This is a genomic window from Ruminiclostridium papyrosolvens DSM 2782, assembly GCF_029318685.1.
GTDB lineage: Bacteria > Bacillota > Clostridia > Acetivibrionales > DSM-1351 > Ruminiclostridium > Ruminiclostridium papyrosolvens.
Genome location: NZ_CP119677.1, coordinates 1,747,026 through 1,768,185, shown reverse-complemented (window position 1 = coordinate 1,768,185; position 21,160 = coordinate 1,747,026). Strand labels below are relative to the sequence as shown.

General features: G+C 35.8%; 18 protein-coding genes. 2 read left to right on the top strand and 16 right to left on the bottom strand.

Annotated elements, in window-relative coordinates:
- Positions 1–2 precede the first annotated feature (2 nt).
- Positions 3–878, top strand: coding sequence for a patatin-like phospholipase family protein (locus P0092_RS07870; protein WP_004622649.1), 876 nt, complete (start codon positions 3–5; stop codon positions 876–878).
- On the opposite strand, the gene P0092_RS07865 is transcribed toward P0092_RS07870, so the two are convergent.
- The 15 genes from P0092_RS07865 to P0092_RS07795 all read right to left on the bottom strand — a co-directional run bounded on the left by P0092_RS07865 (position 867) and on the right by P0092_RS07795 (position 19,076).
- The gene (locus P0092_RS07865; RefSeq protein ID WP_004622648.1) at positions 867–1,370 is read right to left on the bottom strand and encodes an A24 family peptidase; all 504 of its coding nucleotides are present in this window, start codon (positions 1,368–1,370) and stop codon (positions 867–869) included. The genes P0092_RS07870 and P0092_RS07865 overlap by 12 nt on opposite strands.
- Before the next feature lie 35 nt (positions 1,371–1,405).
- Complete coding sequence (locus P0092_RS07860; RefSeq protein ID WP_004622647.1) at positions 1,406–2,755, bottom strand: DUF6382 domain-containing protein; 1,350 nt, start codon at positions 2,753–2,755, stop codon at positions 1,406–1,408.
- Between the two features lie 38 nt (positions 2,756–2,793).
- Positions 2,794–3,348: a prepilin peptidase gene (locus tag P0092_RS07855; RefSeq protein ID WP_004622646.1), complete on the bottom strand. Its 555-nt coding sequence runs from the start codon at positions 3,346–3,348 to the stop codon at positions 2,794–2,796.
- The gene (locus tag P0092_RS07850) at positions 3,332–4,393 is read right to left on the bottom strand and encodes an endonuclease toxin domain-containing protein (protein WP_004622645.1); all 1,062 of its coding nucleotides are present in this window, start codon (positions 4,391–4,393) and stop codon (positions 3,332–3,334) included. The genes P0092_RS07855 and P0092_RS07850 overlap by 17 nt, the downstream gene beginning before the upstream one ends.
- Positions 4,394–4,407: 14 nt before the next feature.
- On the bottom strand, positions 4,408–6,555 hold the full coding sequence (locus P0092_RS07845; RefSeq protein ID WP_004622644.1) for a DUF5702 domain-containing protein: 2,148 nt from the start codon (positions 6,553–6,555) through the stop codon (positions 4,408–4,410).
- 10 nt (positions 6,556–6,565) lie between these two features.
- Positions 6,566–7,162, bottom strand: a complete 597-nt coding sequence (locus P0092_RS07840) for a TadE/TadG family type IV pilus assembly protein (protein WP_004622643.1) — start codon at positions 7,160–7,162, stop codon at positions 6,566–6,568.
- 10 nt (positions 7,163–7,172) lie between these two features.
- On the bottom strand, positions 7,173–7,382 hold the full coding sequence (locus tag P0092_RS07835) for a Flp1 family type IVb pilin (RefSeq protein ID WP_004622642.1): 210 nt from the start codon (positions 7,380–7,382) through the stop codon (positions 7,173–7,175).
- 33 nt (positions 7,383–7,415) lie between these two features.
- On the bottom strand, positions 7,416–8,306 hold the full coding sequence (locus tag P0092_RS07830; protein ID WP_004622641.1) for a type II secretion system F family protein: 891 nt from the start codon (positions 8,304–8,306) through the stop codon (positions 7,416–7,418).
- A 6-nt stretch (positions 8,307–8,312) separates the two neighbouring features.
- Positions 8,313–9,056, bottom strand: coding sequence for a type II secretion system F family protein (locus tag P0092_RS07825; RefSeq protein ID WP_004622640.1), 744 nt, complete (start codon positions 9,054–9,056; stop codon positions 8,313–8,315).
- 11 nt (positions 9,057–9,067) lie between these two features.
- Positions 9,068–10,303, bottom strand: coding sequence for a TadA family conjugal transfer-associated ATPase (locus P0092_RS07820; protein WP_004622639.1), 1,236 nt, complete (start codon positions 10,301–10,303; stop codon positions 9,068–9,070).
- The gene (locus tag P0092_RS07815; RefSeq protein ID WP_004622638.1) at positions 10,300–11,418 is read right to left on the bottom strand and encodes an AAA family ATPase; all 1,119 of its coding nucleotides are present in this window, start codon (positions 11,416–11,418) and stop codon (positions 10,300–10,302) included. Before P0092_RS07815 ends, P0092_RS07820 begins: the two co-directional genes overlap by 4 nt.
- Before the next feature lie 135 nt (positions 11,419–11,553).
- Positions 11,554–12,354 carry a DUF4097 family beta strand repeat-containing protein gene (locus P0092_RS07810; RefSeq protein WP_004622637.1) on the bottom strand — a complete coding sequence of 267 codons (801 nt, stop codon included), beginning with the start codon at positions 12,352–12,354 and terminating at the stop codon, positions 11,554–11,556.
- A 161-nt stretch (positions 12,355–12,515) separates the two neighbouring features.
- A complete protein-coding gene (gene ltrA, locus P0092_RS07805; RefSeq protein WP_004618377.1) occupies positions 12,516–13,934 on the bottom strand; it encodes a group II intron reverse transcriptase/maturase in 1,419 nt (472 codons plus the stop codon).
- Positions 13,935–14,390: 456 nt separating this feature from the next.
- Entirely contained in the window at positions 14,391–15,191 is an 801-nt protein-coding gene (locus tag P0092_RS07800) for a sugar phosphate isomerase/epimerase family protein (RefSeq protein ID WP_004621128.1), read from the bottom strand.
- Between the two features lie 114 nt (positions 15,192–15,305).
- The gene (locus tag P0092_RS07795; protein WP_004621124.1) at positions 15,306–19,076 is read right to left on the bottom strand and encodes a phosphoribosylformylglycinamidine synthase; all 3,771 of its coding nucleotides are present in this window, start codon (positions 19,074–19,076) and stop codon (positions 15,306–15,308) included.
- A gap of 117 nt (positions 19,077–19,193) precedes the next feature.
- On the opposite strand from P0092_RS07795, the gene P0092_RS07790 reads away from it, so the two are divergent.
- Positions 19,194–20,072 carry a LysR family transcriptional regulator gene (locus P0092_RS07790; RefSeq protein ID WP_004621123.1) on the top strand — a complete coding sequence of 293 codons (879 nt, stop codon included), beginning with the start codon at positions 19,194–19,196 and terminating at the stop codon, positions 20,070–20,072.
- Between the two features lie 2 nt (positions 20,073–20,074).
- On the opposite strand, the gene P0092_RS07785 is transcribed toward P0092_RS07790, so the two are convergent.
- Positions 20,075–21,124, bottom strand: a complete 1,050-nt coding sequence (locus tag P0092_RS07785; protein ID WP_004621121.1) for an HD-GYP domain-containing protein — start codon at positions 21,122–21,124, stop codon at positions 20,075–20,077.
- Between the last annotated feature and the right edge of the window lie 36 nt (positions 21,125–21,160).

Genomic DNA, 21,160 nt, shown 5'->3' with positions numbered 1-21,160 from the left:
TAATGAATAAAGTAAATTTAGTCCTTGAAGGTGGCGGTATGCGTGGATTATATACCGCAGGCGTTTTGGACTGCTTTCTTGACCATAAAATGTTTTTTAAGGATATCGTAGGAGTATCAGCAGGAGCCTGCAACTCCGTTTCATACATTACAGGACAGCGTGGCAGAAATCTTGAGATTAATGCCGGATATTGCAACGATGATCGTTATCTAAGTATTAAGGGTCTTTTTACAAGAGGTTCTATTTTTAATATGGACTTTCTTTTTGATGATATTCCTAATAAGCTTATTCCCTTTGATTACGATAAATTTAAAAACTCCGATTGCAACCTTACAGTTGTAGCTACAGATTGTGAAACAGGTAAGAGTTACTATGCTCCCGTAAAAGATATGAGAGTTGATGATGTCTATGTAAGGGCTTCCAGCTCAATTCCTTTGGTTTCTCCCATAGTTGAAGCCGCAGGAAGAAAACTGGTTGACGGAGGCCCTTCTGACTCTATTCCCATTCACTATTCTGTCCATAACGGATTTGACAAACATGTTGTTATTCTCACACGGCACAAGGGTTATGAGAAGAAACCAAATAAATTTTATCCAATGTATAAATTTAAGCTCAAAAATTACCCTAATCTTTCACAAACAATTAAGAACAGGCATATTTACTATAATGAAAGCGTAAAGTTGGCTGAAAAGTTGGAAGAAGAAAATAAAGCCGTGATTATCAGACCGAAGAAACCAATTGAAATCTCAAGGTTTGAAAGAAATCCTGAAAATCTGAAAAAGCTCTATGTTGAAGGTTACAAAGATGCCGAAGAAAAATACTCTGAACTAATCCAACTTTGCGGAGACTGCAGCAATTTTTCCTCATTACAAAGTTAATACTATCTGAAATATGCAGCCCGCTGCAATTGCAGGAGACATTCTGACAACTGTACGGGTTGTTTTGTTTTCAAAAACAGAAAGGCTCTGTGTAATAAAACATATTTTAATTTCCGAAAAAAATGGAACCAATGTGCTTAAAACTCTCCTCTTTATACACAATATTGCCAACGAATATAAGCCGCAAACCAAGAAGGAGTATGCCGCTGCCATAATTACAAAGTCTATGCCCAAAACAGCTCCAACGCTTGAGTACAGCTTTATGTCCCCCGCTCCTATGAGTCTTGCACAAAAGAATACCCCCAATATCAATACAGGAACAATGCTACCTTTTATACTTTCCTTGAACCCATATATTCCTGAAAAATAAGTATTAATCCCTATCCCGGCAATAATAGCGGATACCGTATATATATTTCTGATTTTTGATGTTCTTATGTCACTTAATACTGAAAACAGTAACACTATAAAAAGAATAATGTATTTAATCATGTAATACCAACTTCTTTAATGTTAATTATAAACTACTAAAATGGAATTATAAAAGTAAACTCCTTGTTCGCAAATCGTATAACATCATTATTGTTAACTTTTACCTTTGTATTAGGCTTTATTCTATCGTCATTCAAATAAGTTCCGTTTCGTGAACTACAATCCATAATAAAGTATGAATCATCTTCGTGTAAAATTTCTGCATGAACCTTTCCCACGGCATTATTATCTATTATATGGTCTACAAAACTTCCCATCCTGCCAACTAATATACTGTTTTTGTCAACTTTTATTATGTCCTCGCCCTCTCGTTCTTGCATGTATGGCGTGTCGTGAGGTCTGTTTTGGGTAAGAATAACCGTTTCACCTCCACTACAGTTTTCTTTATTATTATGCATTTCCTGAACCTTTTTATCGTCTTCACGCATTTTTTCAGTAATGTACTTTAAAGGTTTATAGTCTTCTGAACTTTCTGTTTTCTTTTCACTCAAAATTCTGATAGCTAAAATATCTATTCCAATAAGGATTAATGCTAAAATTATTGCAGTAGTTTTAGGATTCTCTGACATTCTTACGAACTTACTTGATAAAACAAAAATAAGAATAACTAAAACTACCGGCTGAAGAACTATTGGGGTAAGACTTATTTTATTGAATACTTTTAAAGAAGCTTTAGACTTTATGTCTACGTTTGTGCCGGAACTTTCTTTTGATGGCAGATTTGGTATTTTGATCTCGCCTCTTTTGATTTGAGGTTTTGACTTTTCGGCTGTCTTCTTTTCTGTAATAACAGGGCTTGTATTGGGTATATTTCTTTTTATGTCCTGTCCCAAGAGATTTTCCAATAGTTCTTTCAGACGAATTAGATTAAACATTTCACTTTTTATGTTTTCCAGAATTTTTTGAATATAATTGTCGCAGTCTTCCTCTTGAAATTTGGCTAGTTTAATAATTATATTAAGCAAAAAGGTTTTGATGTCGTTTGTATTGTTTTCAAATGGTAAATATACAAAAAATAAATTCATTGTTTCCGGGTCTACATAAATATTATTTTCATCCAATACTATGTTGTTATCATTTAATAAATAATTCTTAATTCCTATTATACTTTTTGCAATCATTAACATTGTAATCAAAAATTCATTACGGTTATACCTTTTTCGATTCATTATGTTAACAAGGGTACACTTTGAGGTAATATCATAAAAGCAATTTATTTGATTGCCAACATAATTTACATGAAAGCCTAGAAGCCCTTGTATCTTGTTATTCAGCAACATTTGAACCTGATAGTCTATTAATTCTCTGCATCTTTTTAACCTTAATACCAGATAATTTGATATTGAATCATTCTCATATTGAATGTCATAATTTTCTTCAAGCATATCTATCAATTTACATCACCCCGACATTTTTTATTTATTTATATGTACTGTACATAACCTATTAAAATCAACATTACTGTTGCAGAAAGTATAAACGGAGCAAAGGGTATCTCCGTTTTCTTATGGGCTTTCCCGCAAAGAATAAAAATTGTGGAAAATATCCCGGCTAAAGTTACGGCAGTAAACAGTATGGAAATCAAAGTACTTATTCCAGTATAAAGTCCCGTTACAGTCATAATCGCAATATCTCCTCCCCCAACCTGATTTCGAGAAATGATAGTCAAAAGTTTCATAAGTATAAATGCAACAATTGAAGCTGCCATTCCTTCCGAAAATCGCCCTGTTAAGGCCACAATACCTACGCCGGCTGACAGTGCAGGGACAGTGATTTTTAATGGGATTGTCATGTCGTTTATATCCCAGAGTGCTGCCAAAAGCTGTACAATCAATAGTACCTCTATAGCAGCCGCCATCTTTGACATATTCAAAAAACCGGCTGTTTTAATAGTCCCTGCTGTCCATACAACAATACAGATTATAGCCGCTGTTAATTTTCTTAAGTTTATATTCTTTTTCTCAAGTACTCTTTCCATTGTCCTCTCCATTTTTTGCATTATTTTGTTTACCGTAAGCCTTTACTATTTTTAAACTAATGCCATTCTCTTTTGCAATATCTACACAATTATTGAGGGTTCTAAGCTGCGGACCGGTAATATCTGTTTCAGGTACCACCAATATCAGCTCTTTTCTATATACTTGGCTGCCATCTATTGTGACTGAACCGCTTTTCCCACCATTAAACTCCTGAAGTTTTCTGATATACCCCTTTATCTTATTCTGAAGATTAACCGTGTTATGGTAATATACTTCATCAAGATTAAGGCTTTTAATACTGGCGGCTAATCCATTTTCATACTTTGATATTACAGGAAAATTGAAGGGTAAATTTGCTCCCTGAAGTCTTCGTATTTCCCGGCCTCTTTTAATCTTATCCAAATTCCAGACACATTGTTCAGTCTCTTCACTGTCACCTTTTAATGAATTTACTCCCTCTTCCCCTGCCCAAATACAAGCGGAAGAGGTCTGAGTTATTTTAATCGCGGGCAGCAATTTTGCAAGAAACGGAAACTCCAACTGATATTGGGCAACAATATCTATACTTTTACCATCAGCGAGCATTCTGCTGTGAGTAAAATTAAGCCCCTCAAACCCTTTAGAGATGTTTAAATGTTTCAGTCTTAAATCTGCTTTATATAATGAATTACCAAGATATTCTCTTACAAGAATTTTTGAAATTGGAACCAATACAGCCTGCGCCCTGAGGTAATCCGTGGTGTTCTTTCCGAATTCCTGAACATACGGTAGTAATCCCGTATGTTCAAGTGCATTGCTTACTTTTTCGGAATCTAAGAATTTCTCCAATCCCCCTACCAACTCCTCTGCATCTGTACTATAATACATGAGACCGTACACGCTCATTTCGTTACAAGCCCCTGTTAAAGCATGTTGAACTATCTCATGTGCTAAATATACTTTTATTAAAAAAACAAATGAAACTACAACAATAATAAAAAATGGTAAACATATTGCAGCTTCTACTGTTATAGACCCTTTTTCCCCCAAGTCCTTTCTTTTCACATATAAAGCCCCCTTTAATAGCCAAGGTACATACTTTCATTAATATATGAGCGGCTGATATTTCTTCTGGAATCAGCAGTAAACATTGGAAATGAAACAAAGATATGTTTTATGGAAACCGTTGTATCAGCTTTAAGAAACACCTTACAATCCTCCAGTAGAAATCCCTGAGATTTAACATTATTGTTTAACTGGACAAGGTCTTGCACTCTGGTAAGCTTTTTGTCTTTATTCATAGTCACAAGAAATATTTTTAAGTAATCCTGATAACTAAGGCACAAGTTGTCATTTTCTGATTTGTTTGCCTCTCTTTTTCCTACAGCTCCTGAAATATCAGTCACCCATTGGTCATTAGTCTTAAATAGCGGGACTTTTCCCCCTTTTTCAAGTACATTAATATCATACAGTGACTCAAAAGTAGCCCATGAAAAAATCAGCATTGTCTGAATCAGTGGTGTTGACAGACCGGCACACCAAGCACTTAATGCTGCTGCCAGACTTGTAGCCCTTGCAGTTTTTGATTTGTCAGAATATATGTTTAGAGCATTTGCGATAAGCCTTATAGCCAATATTTCTGATTTTGTTAATCTTGAATTTACTGCTTCATCTTTATTACCGTTTATTATGTATTCCACCTCAAAGTTTGTAAAAAACGATGTTCTCTTTGATTTTTCTCTTGACCTTAAATTGTAAGCATCTTTCTCTGTCTGGCCTTTCAAAATGGGTACTCCATGTTTAAAAGTTCCCATAATGTACTCGTTAAAGAAAAGCTCCTCTGATACTTTATTAATTATATTACCTAAAATATTATCTTTATCTGCTATATAGTTAAAATTATCAAGGGCACAGCTTTCATCTTCAAAGTCCATTCTATCCCAAGTTCTAACTTGGGGTTCATCCTGGGAACCTGATTTTTTTGAAGGCAGGTTTTCTAACAGGTTCTGAGGTATTTTTATTGAAGCTTCCTCCATATCAAAAGCTTCCTTTAGCAATTTTGAGGCTATTTTACGGTTGTCCTTATCCTGTGAATTGGAAGTTTGTGTTCTGCCAAAGGAGTACTTTTCCATATGTGTAGTTGAAAATTTATCAAGTGAATTCAGAAATTCTTCTTCCCTCTCCACAGAGTTTAATATTTTATTGCAATTTTCTATATTCTGATTGAAGTTCTCTAAAAGAATCTTTGAATTGTCTTGCACCACGTAGCTTTTAATCTCCTTCATACTGTCTTTATATGAATTTTGAAGTTCAGGGATTTCTTCCTCATTTTCTTCAAGTTGTTTCATTTCCCCGTTAATCCTGTCACAAAGACCTTTTGTCTTCGCAGCGATAGTATCAACTTCTTTTAAAGCTTCGGAATTTAATGATTTGAATACATTTACTTCCTCAAGAATATTGCTTTTAATATTATTTTTTTTGATATTTACACTTTGTATCTCCTCCCGTATATTTTGGAGCAATTTACCTATATCCTCTTTTTTCTTTATATCTGTTTCACCTGTAAAAGCAATTTCGATGTTTTGTAGACTTATATTTTTTTCATTTAGAACTTCATTTTGTTTTTTGTAATCATTTTTAAGCTTTGATAGTTGAACCGGCAAATTTTTGTCATTTATTCTCTGTGTTTTGTTCTCAAGTAAAAGCTGTATTTCTCCTATTTCTGCTGCCTGCTTGTCTGTCTGTATTTTCCGGCTGTATAGATTTGCTCCTTTTGAAATATTCTTGATTCCTTTTACCTTTTCAATAAGTTCAGTGGCCAATTCAAAAGGTGCCCTGTACTTCATGAACTCCATTATCTGTTTATGGAATACATCTTTATTCTCAAGACTGTATGGATTGTCAAGTTTAATATCATCTATGCAAAAATCATACATGGATTTTCCCACACCAACAATTCCGAGATTTTTGCTGAAATAATCTTCAAAGGTTTCCAGTATTGAGTCCTCATCCAAATAAACTCCAAAAAGTCCATACTCATCTTTTAAATCATTGTTATAATTTGCAAGTACTGAGGAAAGGGCAGATTTACTTGCCCTTTGCACATGTGAATGAGCGAGCCTTAGTCTGGCTCCCTCAGTGAATGTTCCTATAACCAGAAATACAGCAGACAAAACTATGCTTAAAAACACTGTTATTGCACCTTTAGTTTTATGATGGCCCACCATAATTTCTCCTTTATTTTTTCTTCAACATTTTTTTAATTATGTCGTCTGGCTTTGTATCCTCTCCAATCCACTTGCTATCCCTGTTCTGAATACAGTTATGTATGTCTTTAACAATATCCATATTTCTTATAAATTCTGTATTGTCATCCATTGGAGAAGTAGACACAGCTCTAAGACTTAGTACAGGTGAAAGACCAAAAATATCAAGCATGTTGCCCACCGTGAGAGGGTATTCCTCTTGAATTTCTATATTTATATTTTTCATGAGAATCTTGTTTTTTGTACTTACATAGACTTTATTCTCTGCGGGAAAAACAGACTTGTCCAATAATTTATTCACATAATTACTAATCGCATTTATCTTTTTGCCTTTATCTGTATCGTAAATTCTCCAGTACAGTTCGTTTATTTTATATGAACTGTAATTTTCTGCTGTCTCATTAACATAATAGTACGCCCCTTTAGTTGCTGCTTCATCAGCTATGCTTTGTACATTTACATATTGATACATTATTACAAATAGGTGTACAAATGCAGACACCATAAGAAAAACTACAGAAAAAACCAGTGAAGCTTCAACAGTAAAACTGCCTTTAGTATTTTTCATATTGATATACCTAACCTAAAAGCTTTATATCAGCGCCATTTCTGTTGTCCTCAAGCTTGCCTGCATCAGGAAACAAATTTTTTATTATTCCGTTTACAAAAGTAATCAGCTGTTTTCTAAAAAGCAGAGCCACTCCCACAAGAACAGCAATGATAATAATAACTTCAACTGTTCCCATACCATCTTCTTCTCTTATAAATCTTTTTAATGCTGCAATCATTTAAATCCTCCTTATTCGTTAATAAATAATTTTCTAAAAATTTGATATTCCCTGCATAGAAATTAATGCGGGTGTAACTACAATGATAATTATTGCAAAAAACATTATCATCATAGGAAACAAAAGCTTTGTAGAGGCTTCCTCTCCAAGTCTTCTTACAGCGTTTTTTCGAATTTCCCAGCTTTCATTAGACTGAAGCTTCAAGGTCATTACAAGATCGTACCCTCCCTTTTTTGAATTTTGAATAATTATTGACATAACTCTAGATATTTCAGGTGTTTTTAGCCTTTTTGCAAATTCTCCAAAGGCCTCTGCTTCGCTTACACCTGTTTTTAGCTGAGCTACTGTTTTTTTCACTTCTTTATGGAAAGCAGACACTTTTTTGCTGTCCAAAGAAATCTTTTCCCATGCCTTAGACATTGTCAATCCTGCATTAAGTAACAGTGTAAGTTTATTTATAAAATCAGGAAACTCCAACTGTATTTCCAAACGACGTTTTTTAACCTTATTGGTTAATATGGTATCATCCAGAACTAACATTAAACCGAATAAAAACGTTATGTAAATATTAAATGCAGCCTGATAATCAGATAAAATCCCCACCAGTAATTCAACGGGAATAATTAAAGCCAATAGTACAATTTTTTTCGCATGAAATATTCTTATATAAAAAGCTGAATATTCCTGTCCGTATATTTCACTAATCCTTCCTATAGTCCTTCTGTCATATGCAGAATTAAAGGAGTATCTGGATTTATCCAATATAAACAGACCGAAGGGCAACAAGCTTTTTAGGCGATACTCCTTTGATTTTAATACGCTACAGTATTTAGAGTAATTAGAATAATACTTAATTAAAATAACAGTAAAAGTTATTATGTAAACAACTAAAATAATTCCAGTCAAAATCAATAATTTAGACATAACACCTCACAGTTTTATATTCATTATTTTATTTGAAATCAAATATGCTACTATAAGAAGAACCAAACAAAGTGTTACAGCTATTCTACCTGTAACAGTAATAAATACCGGTTTTATATATTCTCCTGCAGTTGTTGATAAAATAAAAATCATTGCTATTGGCATAATATTTAAAATTTTCTGTTCAAATCTTCTGGATGAAAGTAAGGTTTCTATTTCCTGTTTCATTTCAATTTTTTCGCTTATTATTCTCGATGAATTCTTAATTGCTTCAACCAGATTCCCACCAGTCCTTTTGCATATTATAATTACATCTGAGAAGTTTTTTATGTCATCTATATCAGAACGGTCTGCAAACTCTGAAATTGCATCCTCGATACTTACATTCAGAGACAGCTTATTTATAATTATCTTCGTTTCTCTGACTATGTGTGCATCATCACTGGGATATAAAACATAAAGGTCTGAAAGTGCTCCTACAAAAGACTTTTCCAAAGGTTTTCCTGCTGATAAGGATGATGCAAGAGATATGAGTAAATCTTTAAATTGCAAATTAAGTTCTCTTTTTCTTTTATATATTATCTGTTTTCTTTTGTACCGCAAATAACATATACCTGACGGGCTTATTATCACTGAAATGACAATGCTCCTGTAAAACATGTAAGATACTGCAAATACAACCGCTGCAGCTGATAGTGCATATAATAGCTTTAATTGCAGCGGAATAGAATATTCGTTATAGTCAACCAATTATAATCCTCCTAAAAATCATCATAAATCCCCGAATTTATCATTTTCTGTTTATTAATTAATGGATTCATTGTTCGTTTCAAGCTTCCTGATACAGTATTATTAGCTTTGTGATTTGTTTGAATATCTTCTTCAAATATAAAAAGCGGGTTAAGTTTTATTAATCCATTTTCAATTCCCAATACTTCTGAAATGTCTATTGTACGTCTGGACCCGTCCCTGAGCCTGGAAAGAAATATAATAATATCAATAGCCGAAGCTATCTGTTTTCTCACAGCTTCAAGAGGTAAATTTGCGGCACTCAGAATCATTGTTTCCAGTCGTGAGAACATATCTTGAGTTGAGTTTGCATGTCCTGTACTAAGGGAACCGTCATGCCCTGTATTCATTGCAGACAACATATCTATTGCCTCTTCACCCCTTACTTCCCCCACGATTATGCGATTTGGCCTCATTCTTAAGGCTGTTTTTATAAGCTTTCTAATAGTGATTTCTCCTCTTCCCTCTACATTTGCATTTCTGGTTTCAAGGCTTACAAGGTTTGATATATTTGCTATTTGAAGTTCGGCAGAGTCTTCTATGGTTATTATTCTTTCATCTGTTGGTATGAAGTTTGAAAGGGCATTGAGATAAGTTGTTTTTCCCGAACCGGTACTACCTGCCACAAAGATGTTATATTTTGCTCTTACCAGCATTTTTAGCGCTTCTGCTGCCTCAATTGTTAAGGATTGTAATTCAATAAGGCTTTCCATATCAATGGGTTTGCCCGGGAATTTTCTTATAGTTACAATAGGACCATTCAATGCAATAGGAGGAAGTACTACGTTAAGCCTTGACCCATCCTTTAATCTGGCATCAACAATAGGATTGGATTCATTCACTGTTCTGTTAACCGCCGTCACCATTATCTGTATAATATCTTCCAGCTTTTGTTGAGATTCAAAGGATATTTCAAGGTGGCTTATTTTTCCTTTCTTTTCAACAAAAATATTTTCAGGGCCGTTAATCATTATTTCTGTTACCTGATTATCGTCAAGTATGGGCTGTAATATATCTAGTCTGCGAAGGGAATTAAAAACAGTTTCAATTATTTGCTTTTTATCAGACGTATTCAGAAATACTTCTTTTGATTTATCCAATACAGTACGAACTACTAAATCATTAATCTCGTGGTCAGAGAAATTCCTCTTTAAATCAATTTTTTCATTGATTGAGGCTTTTATTTCATTTATGAGTTCCTGATTCACACCATCCCCTCCTCGTTTTGTTTTAAATATCTTCCTGCAATATCTCCGAAAGAATTAAGTATTATTTCAGAACCTCCGTTGAATTTGGACAGGTTACTTAAAGACGGGAAGTCAGAATCGTAAAAGATTTGAGACAAGAACTTCTGTTCAAAACAGATTTTATCAGACAGTGGAGCCTGTGGAGATACTTTGTTTGCAATGTATTTTATTTTTGTGTTCACGAAAACTTTATTTTGAAAGCTTTTTGCAAATATATCTATGCTGTCAATAAACAGTTTGGTTTTATGTAAACAACTTTCTTCCTTAGTTAAAAGGTACAGAATTTCATCAGACTTTTCAAAAACCTTCATTGTATTTTCGTTAAGCTGCGAATCCATATCTATTACCACAAGGTCATAGTTTCCACAGTTTTCAATGGCAGAAACTATAAAGTCAATATCCTCGGGTAACATTTCTTTTATGTCAAAAACGTTGTTTGCCTGACTAAAATAATGAACGCCGGAATCAATTTCTCTGGAACAGATAGAAGGGATTTTTGCCACAAGATTTTTATCTTTTTCCTTGGCAAAATAAATAATATCAGAAAAAGAATATTGGGTGTTTTCGTTAAAAAAGACACCGGTTGATTGGAATTGCTCAAGATTAAGGTAAAAGACTGACAGTCCGGTGAATGAACATATACTGCTAACTGCCAATGCCAATGAGGTTTTACCAACATTTCCGGCAGCTGAAAATACAGAAATTACTTTAGTATTCTTCCCTCCTGTATTATTTATTTTATTCCCTGTTGCGGTATGTATGTTTACTATTTCAGCCGCAATCTGATTGACATCTTTGTATTTGTATATGTAATTTTTCTCAATTGTTGTTTCTGAATTTTTTATAGATGTCAACAGAACTAAATCAATATTAGTATATTTTTGTATTTCACTGTAGTATTTCTCTGATGCTAGTATTACATTGGGGGCAATCTTTTTTATACTATTATTAATTTCATTGAGATTTTTGCAATATGATACCGCAAAAGTTTCTGAGTAACTATGAGTAAGAAAGTTACATAAGGTGATCAAATACTCATTGTCCTCATCAATAATTAAGAGTTTTATGAGTGCCATGATATGTCTCCAATAGATTTTAAATTTTTGAAAAGAAAATATAAGACAAAACGCAATAAGAATTTACTAATACAACCATTATATTACATATTTTATGTTTGTCAAGAATTTTATTTGTACTTTTTCATATTTATATTAGTATCCATTTATGGCTATTTTACCCATATTAGTAGCTGCCTTAACTTGTATATTACCTGTAATCCCTGTAAACTGATTATTTTGTAGTGTGCCATAACTGTCTACAGTAATCTCTGACTCTTTTGGAAAACTTAATTCCACATTGCCTGCACCTGTTTTAAATACAAACTGTGAATTATCCTCACACTCTGCTTTTGATGATATATTTCCGGCAGTTATATTTACTGTGGAATCTCTCAAAAGCTTTCCTGAACCAAGCCGAAAGTTTCCTGTATCACATTTCCATATGAGTTTTCCGTTCATTGCTTTAATTTCAGTGTTAACTGAATCAACGTCCCCGGTTATGTTTCCCTCAAATTTATCTTCAACTAATATAGAGCCTACTCCGTTTTTTATAGATAGATTTTTAATAGTCCGAGGAAGGGTTAGCTTTATTTCAGTATAAAAATCCTGAGGTTTCTTAATTTTATCGGCGTAAGAGACTGTAATATATGTTGTTTTTTCCTTTTGACCTGATTTGATGGAATAGTTCTTCAAAAGTTTCCGGAGAGCTTCATCGGACTTATTTCCCCTGACAACATGTTTTGCTTCATATTTGATTTCATCATTATCCCAACAATATATTTGCAGATTTCCTGAATCTATGTTGATATTAAGTGTCTTTATTGACTTACTTACTTTTATGGAGCCGTTTCTATAGCCATATGTACTGTGTTTAGGAAACACGGTGTTTTCACTGCCGCAGCTGCTTAATATAATAAAAGCAGCCATTACCAGACACAAGTGTATTTTTTTCATGATATCACTCCTGCAAGTCATAGTGTTGCAAGAATAATAACATATTATATTATGTTTTAACAATTATTTCCTGTCTTGCATTATCGGATAGGAGGTAGCTGATTATTTCAGCTACCGACCTTCCACACCACCGTACGTACCGTTCGGTATACGGCGGTTCTCTAGTTTACACGTACTTGTTTATAGTAATCCGAAAAGAAGATGTACCCTAATTTCTTTAGAGTATCATTATTAAGAGTTCGGCTAAGTATAGGGCTACAGGAAATCCTCCAGTAGCCTTTTCTTGTATTCGCAAACTCATATGCTTTCTGCTTTTCAATTCCGAAGTGCATGAGCATTTTAATTCTTGTCTTGATTTTCTTCCACTGTTTCCAGTATACCATCCTTATCCTTCTTCTCATCCACTCATCTGTCTGATTCATCAAGCCTTTCATATCGGCTTTTCTGAAATAATTTATCCAGCCTTGAATATACTGTTTTAGTTTATTCGCCCTGAGTTCATTTCCCCAGCCGTTTGAGCGACTTGTGAGTCCTCTTATTTTGTGCTTCATCTTGCTGATTGATTTTGGGTGTATTCTGACTCTGTATTCCCCTTTGCTCCAATAAAAAGCAAATCCTAAAAATTTCACCTCTTTGTAGCGTGCAACCGTTGTCTTATCTCTGTTTACTTTCAGAAAAAGTTTTCCTTCGATAAACGGTATGATGTTATTCAGGGTTCTTTCTGCGCTTTTCCTGCTTTTGCAGAATATCATACTATCATCTGCATAGCGGACAAATTTATGTCCTCTCGCGGTCAGTTCCTTATCCAGTTCATTCAGCATTATGTTACTGAGCAGCGGACTTAGTGGTCCTCCTTGAGGTACGCCGACTTCTGTTTCCTCAAATTTATGCCTTACAACAACTCCTGCCCTCAGATATTTATGAATAAGTGATATTACTCTGCCATCTTTTATGGTTCTTGATAGTACTTCTATCAGCTTGCTTTGGCTCACTGTGTCAAAGAATTTCTCCAAGTCCATATCTACGACATATTTGTACCCCTCGTTCACATTCCTCTGGCATTGGTTTATTGCATCATGCGCACTCCTTTTCGGTCTAAAGCCATAGCTGTACTCTGAAAACTGTGTTTCAAATATCGGTGAAAGTATTTGCGAAATTGCCTGTTGGATTACTCGGTCAACAACAGTGGGTATACCCAACTTTCTCACTTTTCCTTTCTCTTCTTTTGGTATTTCTACCCTTCTTACCGGATTAGGATGGTATTTGCCATCCCTGATTGTTTGAATTAGCTGCTCTCGGTTTTCTCTGAGATACGGCAGAAGTTCATCTACCTCCATTTCATCAATTCCTCCAGCACCTTTATTGGATTTTACTTTCTTGAATGCCGCATTTAAATTGTCTTTGCCCAATATCTTTTTCAATAAATCATCTGTCGACAGGTATGTATTGGTGATGTTGTTTTCAGTTATCCTCTTGTGAGCGGACGCTTCTGCATACTCTTTCTGTTCCGCAGATACCTTTTGCAGATAGCCCTTATTTTGTGGTTGTCTGTCCTTATATTCACTTCTGGTAACATTCATTTACTTTCACCTCCTAAAGTTCAGTCCTTCCCAAATGGCGTCGACTTCATCTGGTACTACGACCTCGGCTGACTTCTCACGATAAATCTTATTTCAATCATGCTTCATACTTTATGTTTCTGCATGTCCGTGAGACCTCCCCAGGTAAGAGCGCAATCTTTCCTTCCATCTACCTGCCACATATACACCATAGGCTCCGAGTAGTTATTGGGCTTCGGCTTGTTATGCAGCCTTACCCGACCTAAATATGCCTGATGTGATTTCTGTTCGTCAGACCAGAAGTTTGCCTCCAGCTTTCTTCAGATTCCTCGTCACCAAGGACACCCTTGCTCTTGGCTATGTGCTTGGCACTACTAGCCCGCACTCGGGACTTTCACCCGTTAGATTGCGCCCATACTGGGCGCACATAAAAGGGGCTATTACATAAAAATGCAACAGCCCCTGATTTACTAAATATCATATTATACTTTTCATATACCCTGCAAAGTGAGCAAAAACGATTCCCGGTTCCTCCAAGTCAAGGCACCATCTTTTTACCCATTCAAGGGAGACATATCCCTTATAGTCGTTTTCTTTGAGTAGTTCAACAGCTGCTTTCACCGGAATATCACCGTAACCTGTCATTTTGTACTTAATGGTACCATCAACAACGGTTGAATCCTTGATGTGTACAAAACATATGTATTCCTTCAAATTACTGTATGTGTATTCCAACGATTCATTAAAGAATCTCACCGGGTGATGTACATCCCAAAGCACTCCAACACTGTCAGAGTTGACTGTATCAAGCAATGCTTTCATAACTTTTGAATCGGCAAATACTCCGTTGGTTTCAATTAATAATTTGACACCTTTTCCCTTTGCCTCAGTAGCAAGCTTTTTAAGATTTTCAGCAACAAAATCAATATCTATTTCAGAGGATTGCGGCTGAGCATCACCTAAAACTCTTACGTAAGGTACACCAAGCTTTTGAGCCAACTCAATATACTCAATGCCTTCTTTTATATGTTTATCTATATTTGCCTTGTCAAATAAAAAACATGCCGAAGTCAAACAAGGTATTTCAAGACCTATTTTGGTCAATTTCTTCTTTGTAAGTTCTATATTATCGTTTGAAAAATGTTTTACTTTAGGTACATAAAGTTCATTGCCGATACCCCTGATTTCAATACCGTCAAATCCGATGTCCTTTGCAGTTGAAAGCATATCCTCCCAACTCCATCCCGGACAGCCCAATGTAGAAAACGAAATCTTCATAAATAGCCACCTCCGAATATAACTGCTTTTTTTCATGATAACATGTTTTCTTTGGGCTGTCACCAATTTTGCCATTATTTGTACCTGCTATGTTTATTCAACAATTACCTGGAATTACCCAAAATACTCAATTCCCGCTTGGAAAATTTTCTGGTCCTTTTCACCCGGCACATTTTTATACAGGTTTGTACCTATTCTTTCGGAATGTCCCATCTTACCCAAAACTCTGCCGTCGGGGCTTGTAATACCTTCTATGGCATTTATTGAACCGTTAGGATTGTATGCTATATCATAAGTTGGCTGTCCGTTTAAATCAACATACTGTGTTGCTATTTGTCCGTTTGCTTCCAGTACAGCCAGAACGTCACTGCTTGCAGTAAAGCGTCCTTCACCGTGAGATATTGCTACTGTATGAATATCACCAACCTTTACGTTGTTAAGCCACGGTGAAAGGTTTGAAGCTATTCTTGTTTTAACAAGGCTTGATTGATGACGTCCTATTGTATTAAAGGTCAGTGTAGGACATGCCTCGTCAATTTCTCTTATTTCACCGAAGGGAAGCAGTCCCAACTTGACAAGTGCCTGAAATCCGTTGCAAATACCCAAAACCAATCCGTCTCTGTTTTTCAGAAGCTTCATAACAGCTTCGCTGACAACAGGATTTCTGAAAGCTGTAGCTATAAACTTACCTGAACCTTCAGGTTCGTCGCCGGCACTGAAACCACCGGGAATCATGATTATCTGAGAATTATCTATCAGTGCTTCCATTCTCTTTATAGATTCTTCGATGTCATTATGGGTCATGTTCTTTATTACCAGTGTCTCTACAATTCCTCCGGCATTTTCAAATACCTTTTTGGTATCATATTCACAGTTTGTTCCCGGAAATACGGGAATGAATACTCTTGGTTTTGCAATCTTTAAAGAAGGTTTTACTTTTGTTTTTGCTTCGTAACAGTATGAAGCTACATTTTTATTCTCTTCCATTACCCTTGTATGGAAAACCTTTTCTAAAGGCTCCTGCCATTTTGCCGCAAGCTCACTGAGTTCAATTGAAGTTCCATTTATATTAATTTGCGAATTGTCTGTGGTAACACCTACTACAGTGTATCTAAGTCCTTCCAGAACTTTTGTCAAATCAATGTTTTCAGGTATTTCAAGGAGTAAAGAACCGTAGAAAGGTTTAAACAGAAGTGAAACATCCGCTATCCCTTCGAGCTTGAATCCTATCATATTTCCAAATGCCATTTTGCTGACTATTTCTGCAATACCGCCTGAGCGAACAGAACTTGCAGAGAGTATAGCTTTTTCTTTTGCAAGCTTATTGACACGACTGTATACTTTGTCAAGCTCATCAAAATCAGGGAGCATATTATCGTCAAGCTTTACTTTTAGGAGTACAACCTTGCTCCCCGCAGCCTTGAATTCGTTTGAAACTACATTTTCAACATTAACTGTGTTTACAGCAAAGGAAACCAAGGTCGGCGGAACATCCATGTCCATAAAGCTTCCCGACATACTGTCCTTTCCGCCTATTGCCGCTGTTCCCAGCCTCATCTGTGCATAGTACGCACCAAGTAAAGCACTAAGAGGTTTTCCCCAACGCTTTGCATCTTTTCCAGGCTTTTCGAAATACTCCTGTAGTGTCAGCCTTGCTTTGCTGTAATCTCCTCCCATAGCAACAATTTTAGCTATTGATTCTACAACAGCGTATACTGCTCCGTGAAAAGGACTCCATTTTGATATGTCAGGGTTGTATCCAAAGGACATAAGTGTTCCGGTTGTTGTATCACCTTCCATAAGCGGCAGCTTTGCAGCCATGCCTTCTGCAGGAGTAAGCTGAGTTTTTCCGCCGAAAGGCATAAGTACTGTATTTGCACCTATTGTTGAGTCAAATCGTTCAATTAATCCTTTTTGGCTGCATCTGTTAAGATTTTGCAGATTATTTACCCAGTATTCTTTTATATTGTCTATCTCTATCTCATTACATTCATCAAAATATGTTATCTCTTTTGGTGCTGAAATCTCTATGTCTATTCGCTGCTTTGCACCATTTGAATTAAGGAATTCACGGCTTAAATCAACGATTTGCTTTCCTCTCCATGACATTTTAAGTCTTGGCTCTGCCTTTACCTCTGCAACAACAACTGCTTCCAGATTTTCTTCTGCTGCATGAGCTATGAATTTCTCTACATCGCAAGCTTCAACGACAACTGCCATACGCTCTTGGGACTCTGAAATTGCCAGTTCTGTTCCGTCCAAGCCTTCATATTTCTTTGGTACTGCGTCAAGATTTATTTCAAGTCCGTCTGCCAACTCGCCAATTGCAACGGAAACACCACCTGCACCAAAGTCATTACATCTTTTTATCAATGTACTTACATCAGGATTTCTGAATAAACGCTGTATTTTTCTCTCTGTAGGAGCATTACCCTTCTGAACTTCAGCACCGCAGGTCATGAGAGATTCCTCAGTATGAGCCTTTGATGAACCGGTTGCTCCTCCGCAACCGTCTCTGCCTGTTCTTCCACCCAGTAGCACTATCTTGTCCCCTGCCTCCGGCTGTATCCTTACTACGTTTTTTCTTGGTGCTGCACCAATTACGGCACCGATTTCCATTCTTTTTGCAACATAGCCCTCATCATATATTTCAGCTACCTGTCCGGTAGCCAGGCCTATCTGATTTCCGTAGGAGCTGTATCCCGAAGCCGCTCCGGTGGTTATTTTCTTCTGTGGCAGCTTGCCTTGTATTGTATCTTCAAGCTTGGTTCTTGGGTCGCCACTTCCTGTTACCCTCATTGCCTGATATACATAAACTCGTCCTGACAACGGGTCTCTGATAGCGCCTCCCAGACATGTTGCAGCTCCACCGAAAGGCTCTATTTCTGTTGGATGGTTGTGTGTCTCATTTTTAAACATTACAAGCCACTCTTCATTTTTTCCGTTTACATCAGCATTAACAACAATACTGCATGCATTTATTTCATCTGAGAGGTCAAGGTCGTCTAGTTTTCCTTGTTTTTTCAATGCCTTCATTGCCATAAGTGCTACATCCATCAGGCATATATCTTTGTCGTTACGGTCTTTGTAGATATCCTCTCTTTTTTCAATGTAGTCCTTATAGGTTTCTTCAATGATTTCTGTAAATCTGCCTTTTTCAAATGTTACACTGTCAATACATGTAAGAAAGGTTGTATGTCTGCAGTGATCTGACCAGTAAGTGTCTATCATTCTCATTTCTGTAACTGAAGGATCACGCTTCTCAGTATTTTTAAAGTAGCTCTGACAGAAAACTATGTCGTCAAAAGACATTGCAAAGCCCATCTCTTTTAAAAGCTGTGATAATTGTTTTTCATCCAGAGATGTAAAGCCGTCAAGAGTGGCAACATCTTCAGGCTGTTCGGCCTGTGATTTAAGTGTTTCAGGCTTTGCCATCTTTGCTTCCCTGCTTTCAACAGGATTTATATAGTATTTTTTTATTGAATTAAGTTCTTCCTCATTAATGCTGCCTTCCAAAACAATTACTCTGGCAGTGTTTATATCAGGTCTGTCTCCTTGTGTTAAAAGTTGTATACATTGAGCAGCAGAGTCAGCTCTTTGATCGTATTGTCCCGGAAGATATTCAACTGCAAAAGCTCTGCAATTTGAAGGAATTTCATATTCCTCATCATATGCAAAATCAACTGTTGGCTCAGAGAATATGGTGTTTCTTGCCAGTTGATATTCAGAATCGCTTATGCCTTCCACATCATATCTGTTTACTATCTTTAAAGAATTCAATGCCTTTATTCCCAGTGTTTCTCTCAAATCCTTCAAAAGTCCCTGTGCCTCAACGTCATAAGGATGTTTCTTTACAACATATAATCTCTTTACAGTATTTTTCATTTTGCAGTCCTCCTGATATATATAAATTCATTCGAATAAGCTTTCTAATTATTATTATATTATGATAAAATATATTAGTAAAATTAATATATTTAATATGTTGTATTAGGAGTACTTATGGATATTAATTTTGAGTTATATAAAATATTTTATCAGTGTGCTGAAAATAAAAGCTTTTCAGAGGCAGCCCGCAAACTGTATATAACACAGTCAGCTGTAAGCCAGTCTGTAAAAAACCTTGAAAAGCAGCTCGGAGTGACATTATTCCATAGAAAGTCCAGAAATATTCAGCTGACAAATGAAGGTGAGCTTCTTTTCAGTTATGCATCACAGGCCTATAATTTTTTGAAAACTGCAGAAGAAAAGCTTCAGGAATTTGAAGGCCTCACTGCCGGCGAAATTCGAATAGGCGTAAGCGATTCGATCTGTAAATATTTCATAATGCCATATATAAAAAAGTTTGGGCAAATGTACCCGAATATTATGGTTAAGGTTATCAATAGAACTACTCCCCAACTACTGGACGTTTTAAAAGGTGGCCTAATTGATATCGCAATTTCTACACTGCCTGTTAATCAGGATATGTTTGATGCTGTTTCTTTTATTTCAGTTCAGGATATTTTTGTAGCATCAGATAGGTTTAAAGAATTGAAAGAAAGGGAAATAACCTTGCAGGAATTGAACAAATATCCTCTTGTATTACTTCAGTCAGACAGTTCAACCAGAAAATCTGTTGACCGTTTCTTCCAAAGCTATGGCCTTACATGTTCTCCTGAAATAGAGCTGGAAAGTCTGGACCTCTTGGTTGAATTTGCAAAAATAGGTACAGGAGTAGCCTGCGTACTGAAGGAAAGTGCTTTGGATGCAATAAAATCAGGAGAGTTATTCCAGATTATATCAAAAGAACCCCTACCTCCAAGGAGTATAGGGGTTGTTACCATGAAAAACGTAGTTTTATCTAAAGCAGTTAAAACCTTTATAAGTGAACTGATATAATTTTACAGCAGTTCACTTATGAGGGCTTCTTTTTCTTTTGCAAAGTCAACAAAGTCCTCATTTATTTTTACAACGGGGGCGTAGGCACAAGAACTGGGAACGTAAACTACTTCACCTATTTCACCATTGTCAAGCTTTACCTTTGAACCGATATAATACCTTGGCATATTATCAAACATTACACCCATTACCATAGGGTCAACAATATCGTACCCGATTTTTTCCATTTCCTTAAATGCCGAGAATGGTGTCTGCCTTTCCTTGTAAACCCGTTCAGAGGTTATTGCATCAAATATATCTGCGGCAGTAATTATCTTTGCATACAGATTCTTTTTATTTCCCTGAATACCAAAAGGATATCCTGTACCGTTTTCCTTTTCGTGATGTAATATAACTGCTCTTTTTATTTCTATTGTAATATCAGGAATGTTTTTAATAATATCATACCCGTAAATGGGGTGTCTCTTGATAATATCAAACTCGCTTTCGCTTAGAGGACCCTTTTTATTCATAATCTCAGCAGATATTTTGGATTTCCCTATATCATGCAAAAGACCTGCCATGGCAAGATCCTTGACCTGCAGTTTGCTCAAGTTCATCCACTTACCCAATAACATTGAATAAAATGCAACATTTACAGAATGTGAATATGTATATTGATCGGCCACTTTAATTGAATTGATACATTCAATTATTGTATTTACATCGCTCAGTCTCTCATAGATATTGTCTGTTATGGTTTTTACATTATCAATATCAAGTTCCTTACCTATTGCCAGATTGCGCAATATTTCTTTGGTAGCATTGACATCCTCGATATATTGTTTCTGGCTGTCACTGATACTCATATCTGAAAGATATTCGTTGCCAAGAATAGAGTGAGACCTGTATATGGGTACTCTTTCAACCCTAAAGGCTTCCAGCTTTTTGATAATATGCTCTGATATCAATGTATCAGCCGGAACTATCATGTTTCCTCCACGGGTATAAACATCGTCAGCCAAAATACTATCCATAATGTCTTTACTTACTTTTACATATTCTCTTTCCACATTAGCACCTACTTTTATTTATTATATAAGGGTATA

Coding starts and splice junctions, on each gene's coding strand:
- ltrA (WP_004618377.1), bottom strand. CDS start 13,934: ATGAATGTTACCAGAAGTGAATATAAGGACAGACAACCACAAAATAAG.
- P0092_RS07815 (WP_004622638.1), bottom strand. CDS start 11,418: ATGGCACTCATAAAACTCTTAATTATTGATGAGGACAATGAGTATTTG.
- P0092_RS07830 (WP_004622641.1), bottom strand. CDS start 8,306: ATGTCTAAATTATTGATTTTGACTGGAATTATTTTAGTTGTTTACATA.
- P0092_RS07795 (WP_004621124.1), bottom strand. CDS start 19,076: ATGAAAAATACTGTAAAGAGATTATATGTTGTAAAGAAACATCCTTAT.
- P0092_RS07810 (WP_004622637.1), bottom strand. CDS start 12,354: ATGAAAAAAATACACTTGTGTCTGGTAATGGCTGCTTTTATTATATTA.
- P0092_RS07800 (WP_004621128.1), bottom strand. CDS start 15,191: ATGAAGATTTCGTTTTCTACATTGGGCTGTCCGGGATGGAGTTGGGAG.
- P0092_RS07790 (WP_004621123.1), top strand. CDS start 19,194: ATGGATATTAATTTTGAGTTATATAAAATATTTTATCAGTGTGCTGAA.
- P0092_RS07860 (WP_004622647.1), bottom strand. CDS start 2,755: ATGCTTGAAGAAAATTATGACATTCAATATGAGAATGATTCAATATCA.
- P0092_RS07855 (WP_004622646.1), bottom strand. CDS start 3,348: ATGGAAAGAGTACTTGAGAAAAAGAATATAAACTTAAGAAAATTAACA.
- P0092_RS07870 (WP_004622649.1), top strand. CDS start 3: ATGAATAAAGTAAATTTAGTCCTTGAAGGTGGCGGTATGCGTGGATTA.
- P0092_RS07835 (WP_004622642.1), bottom strand. CDS start 7,382: ATGATTGCAGCATTAAAAAGATTTATAAGAGAAGAAGATGGTATGGGA.
- P0092_RS07840 (WP_004622643.1), bottom strand. CDS start 7,162: ATGAAAAATACTAAAGGCAGTTTTACTGTTGAAGCTTCACTGGTTTTT.
- P0092_RS07845 (WP_004622644.1), bottom strand. CDS start 6,555: ATGGTGGGCCATCATAAAACTAAAGGTGCAATAACAGTGTTTTTAAGC.
- P0092_RS07865 (WP_004622648.1), bottom strand. CDS start 1,370: ATGATTAAATACATTATTCTTTTTATAGTGTTACTGTTTTCAGTATTA.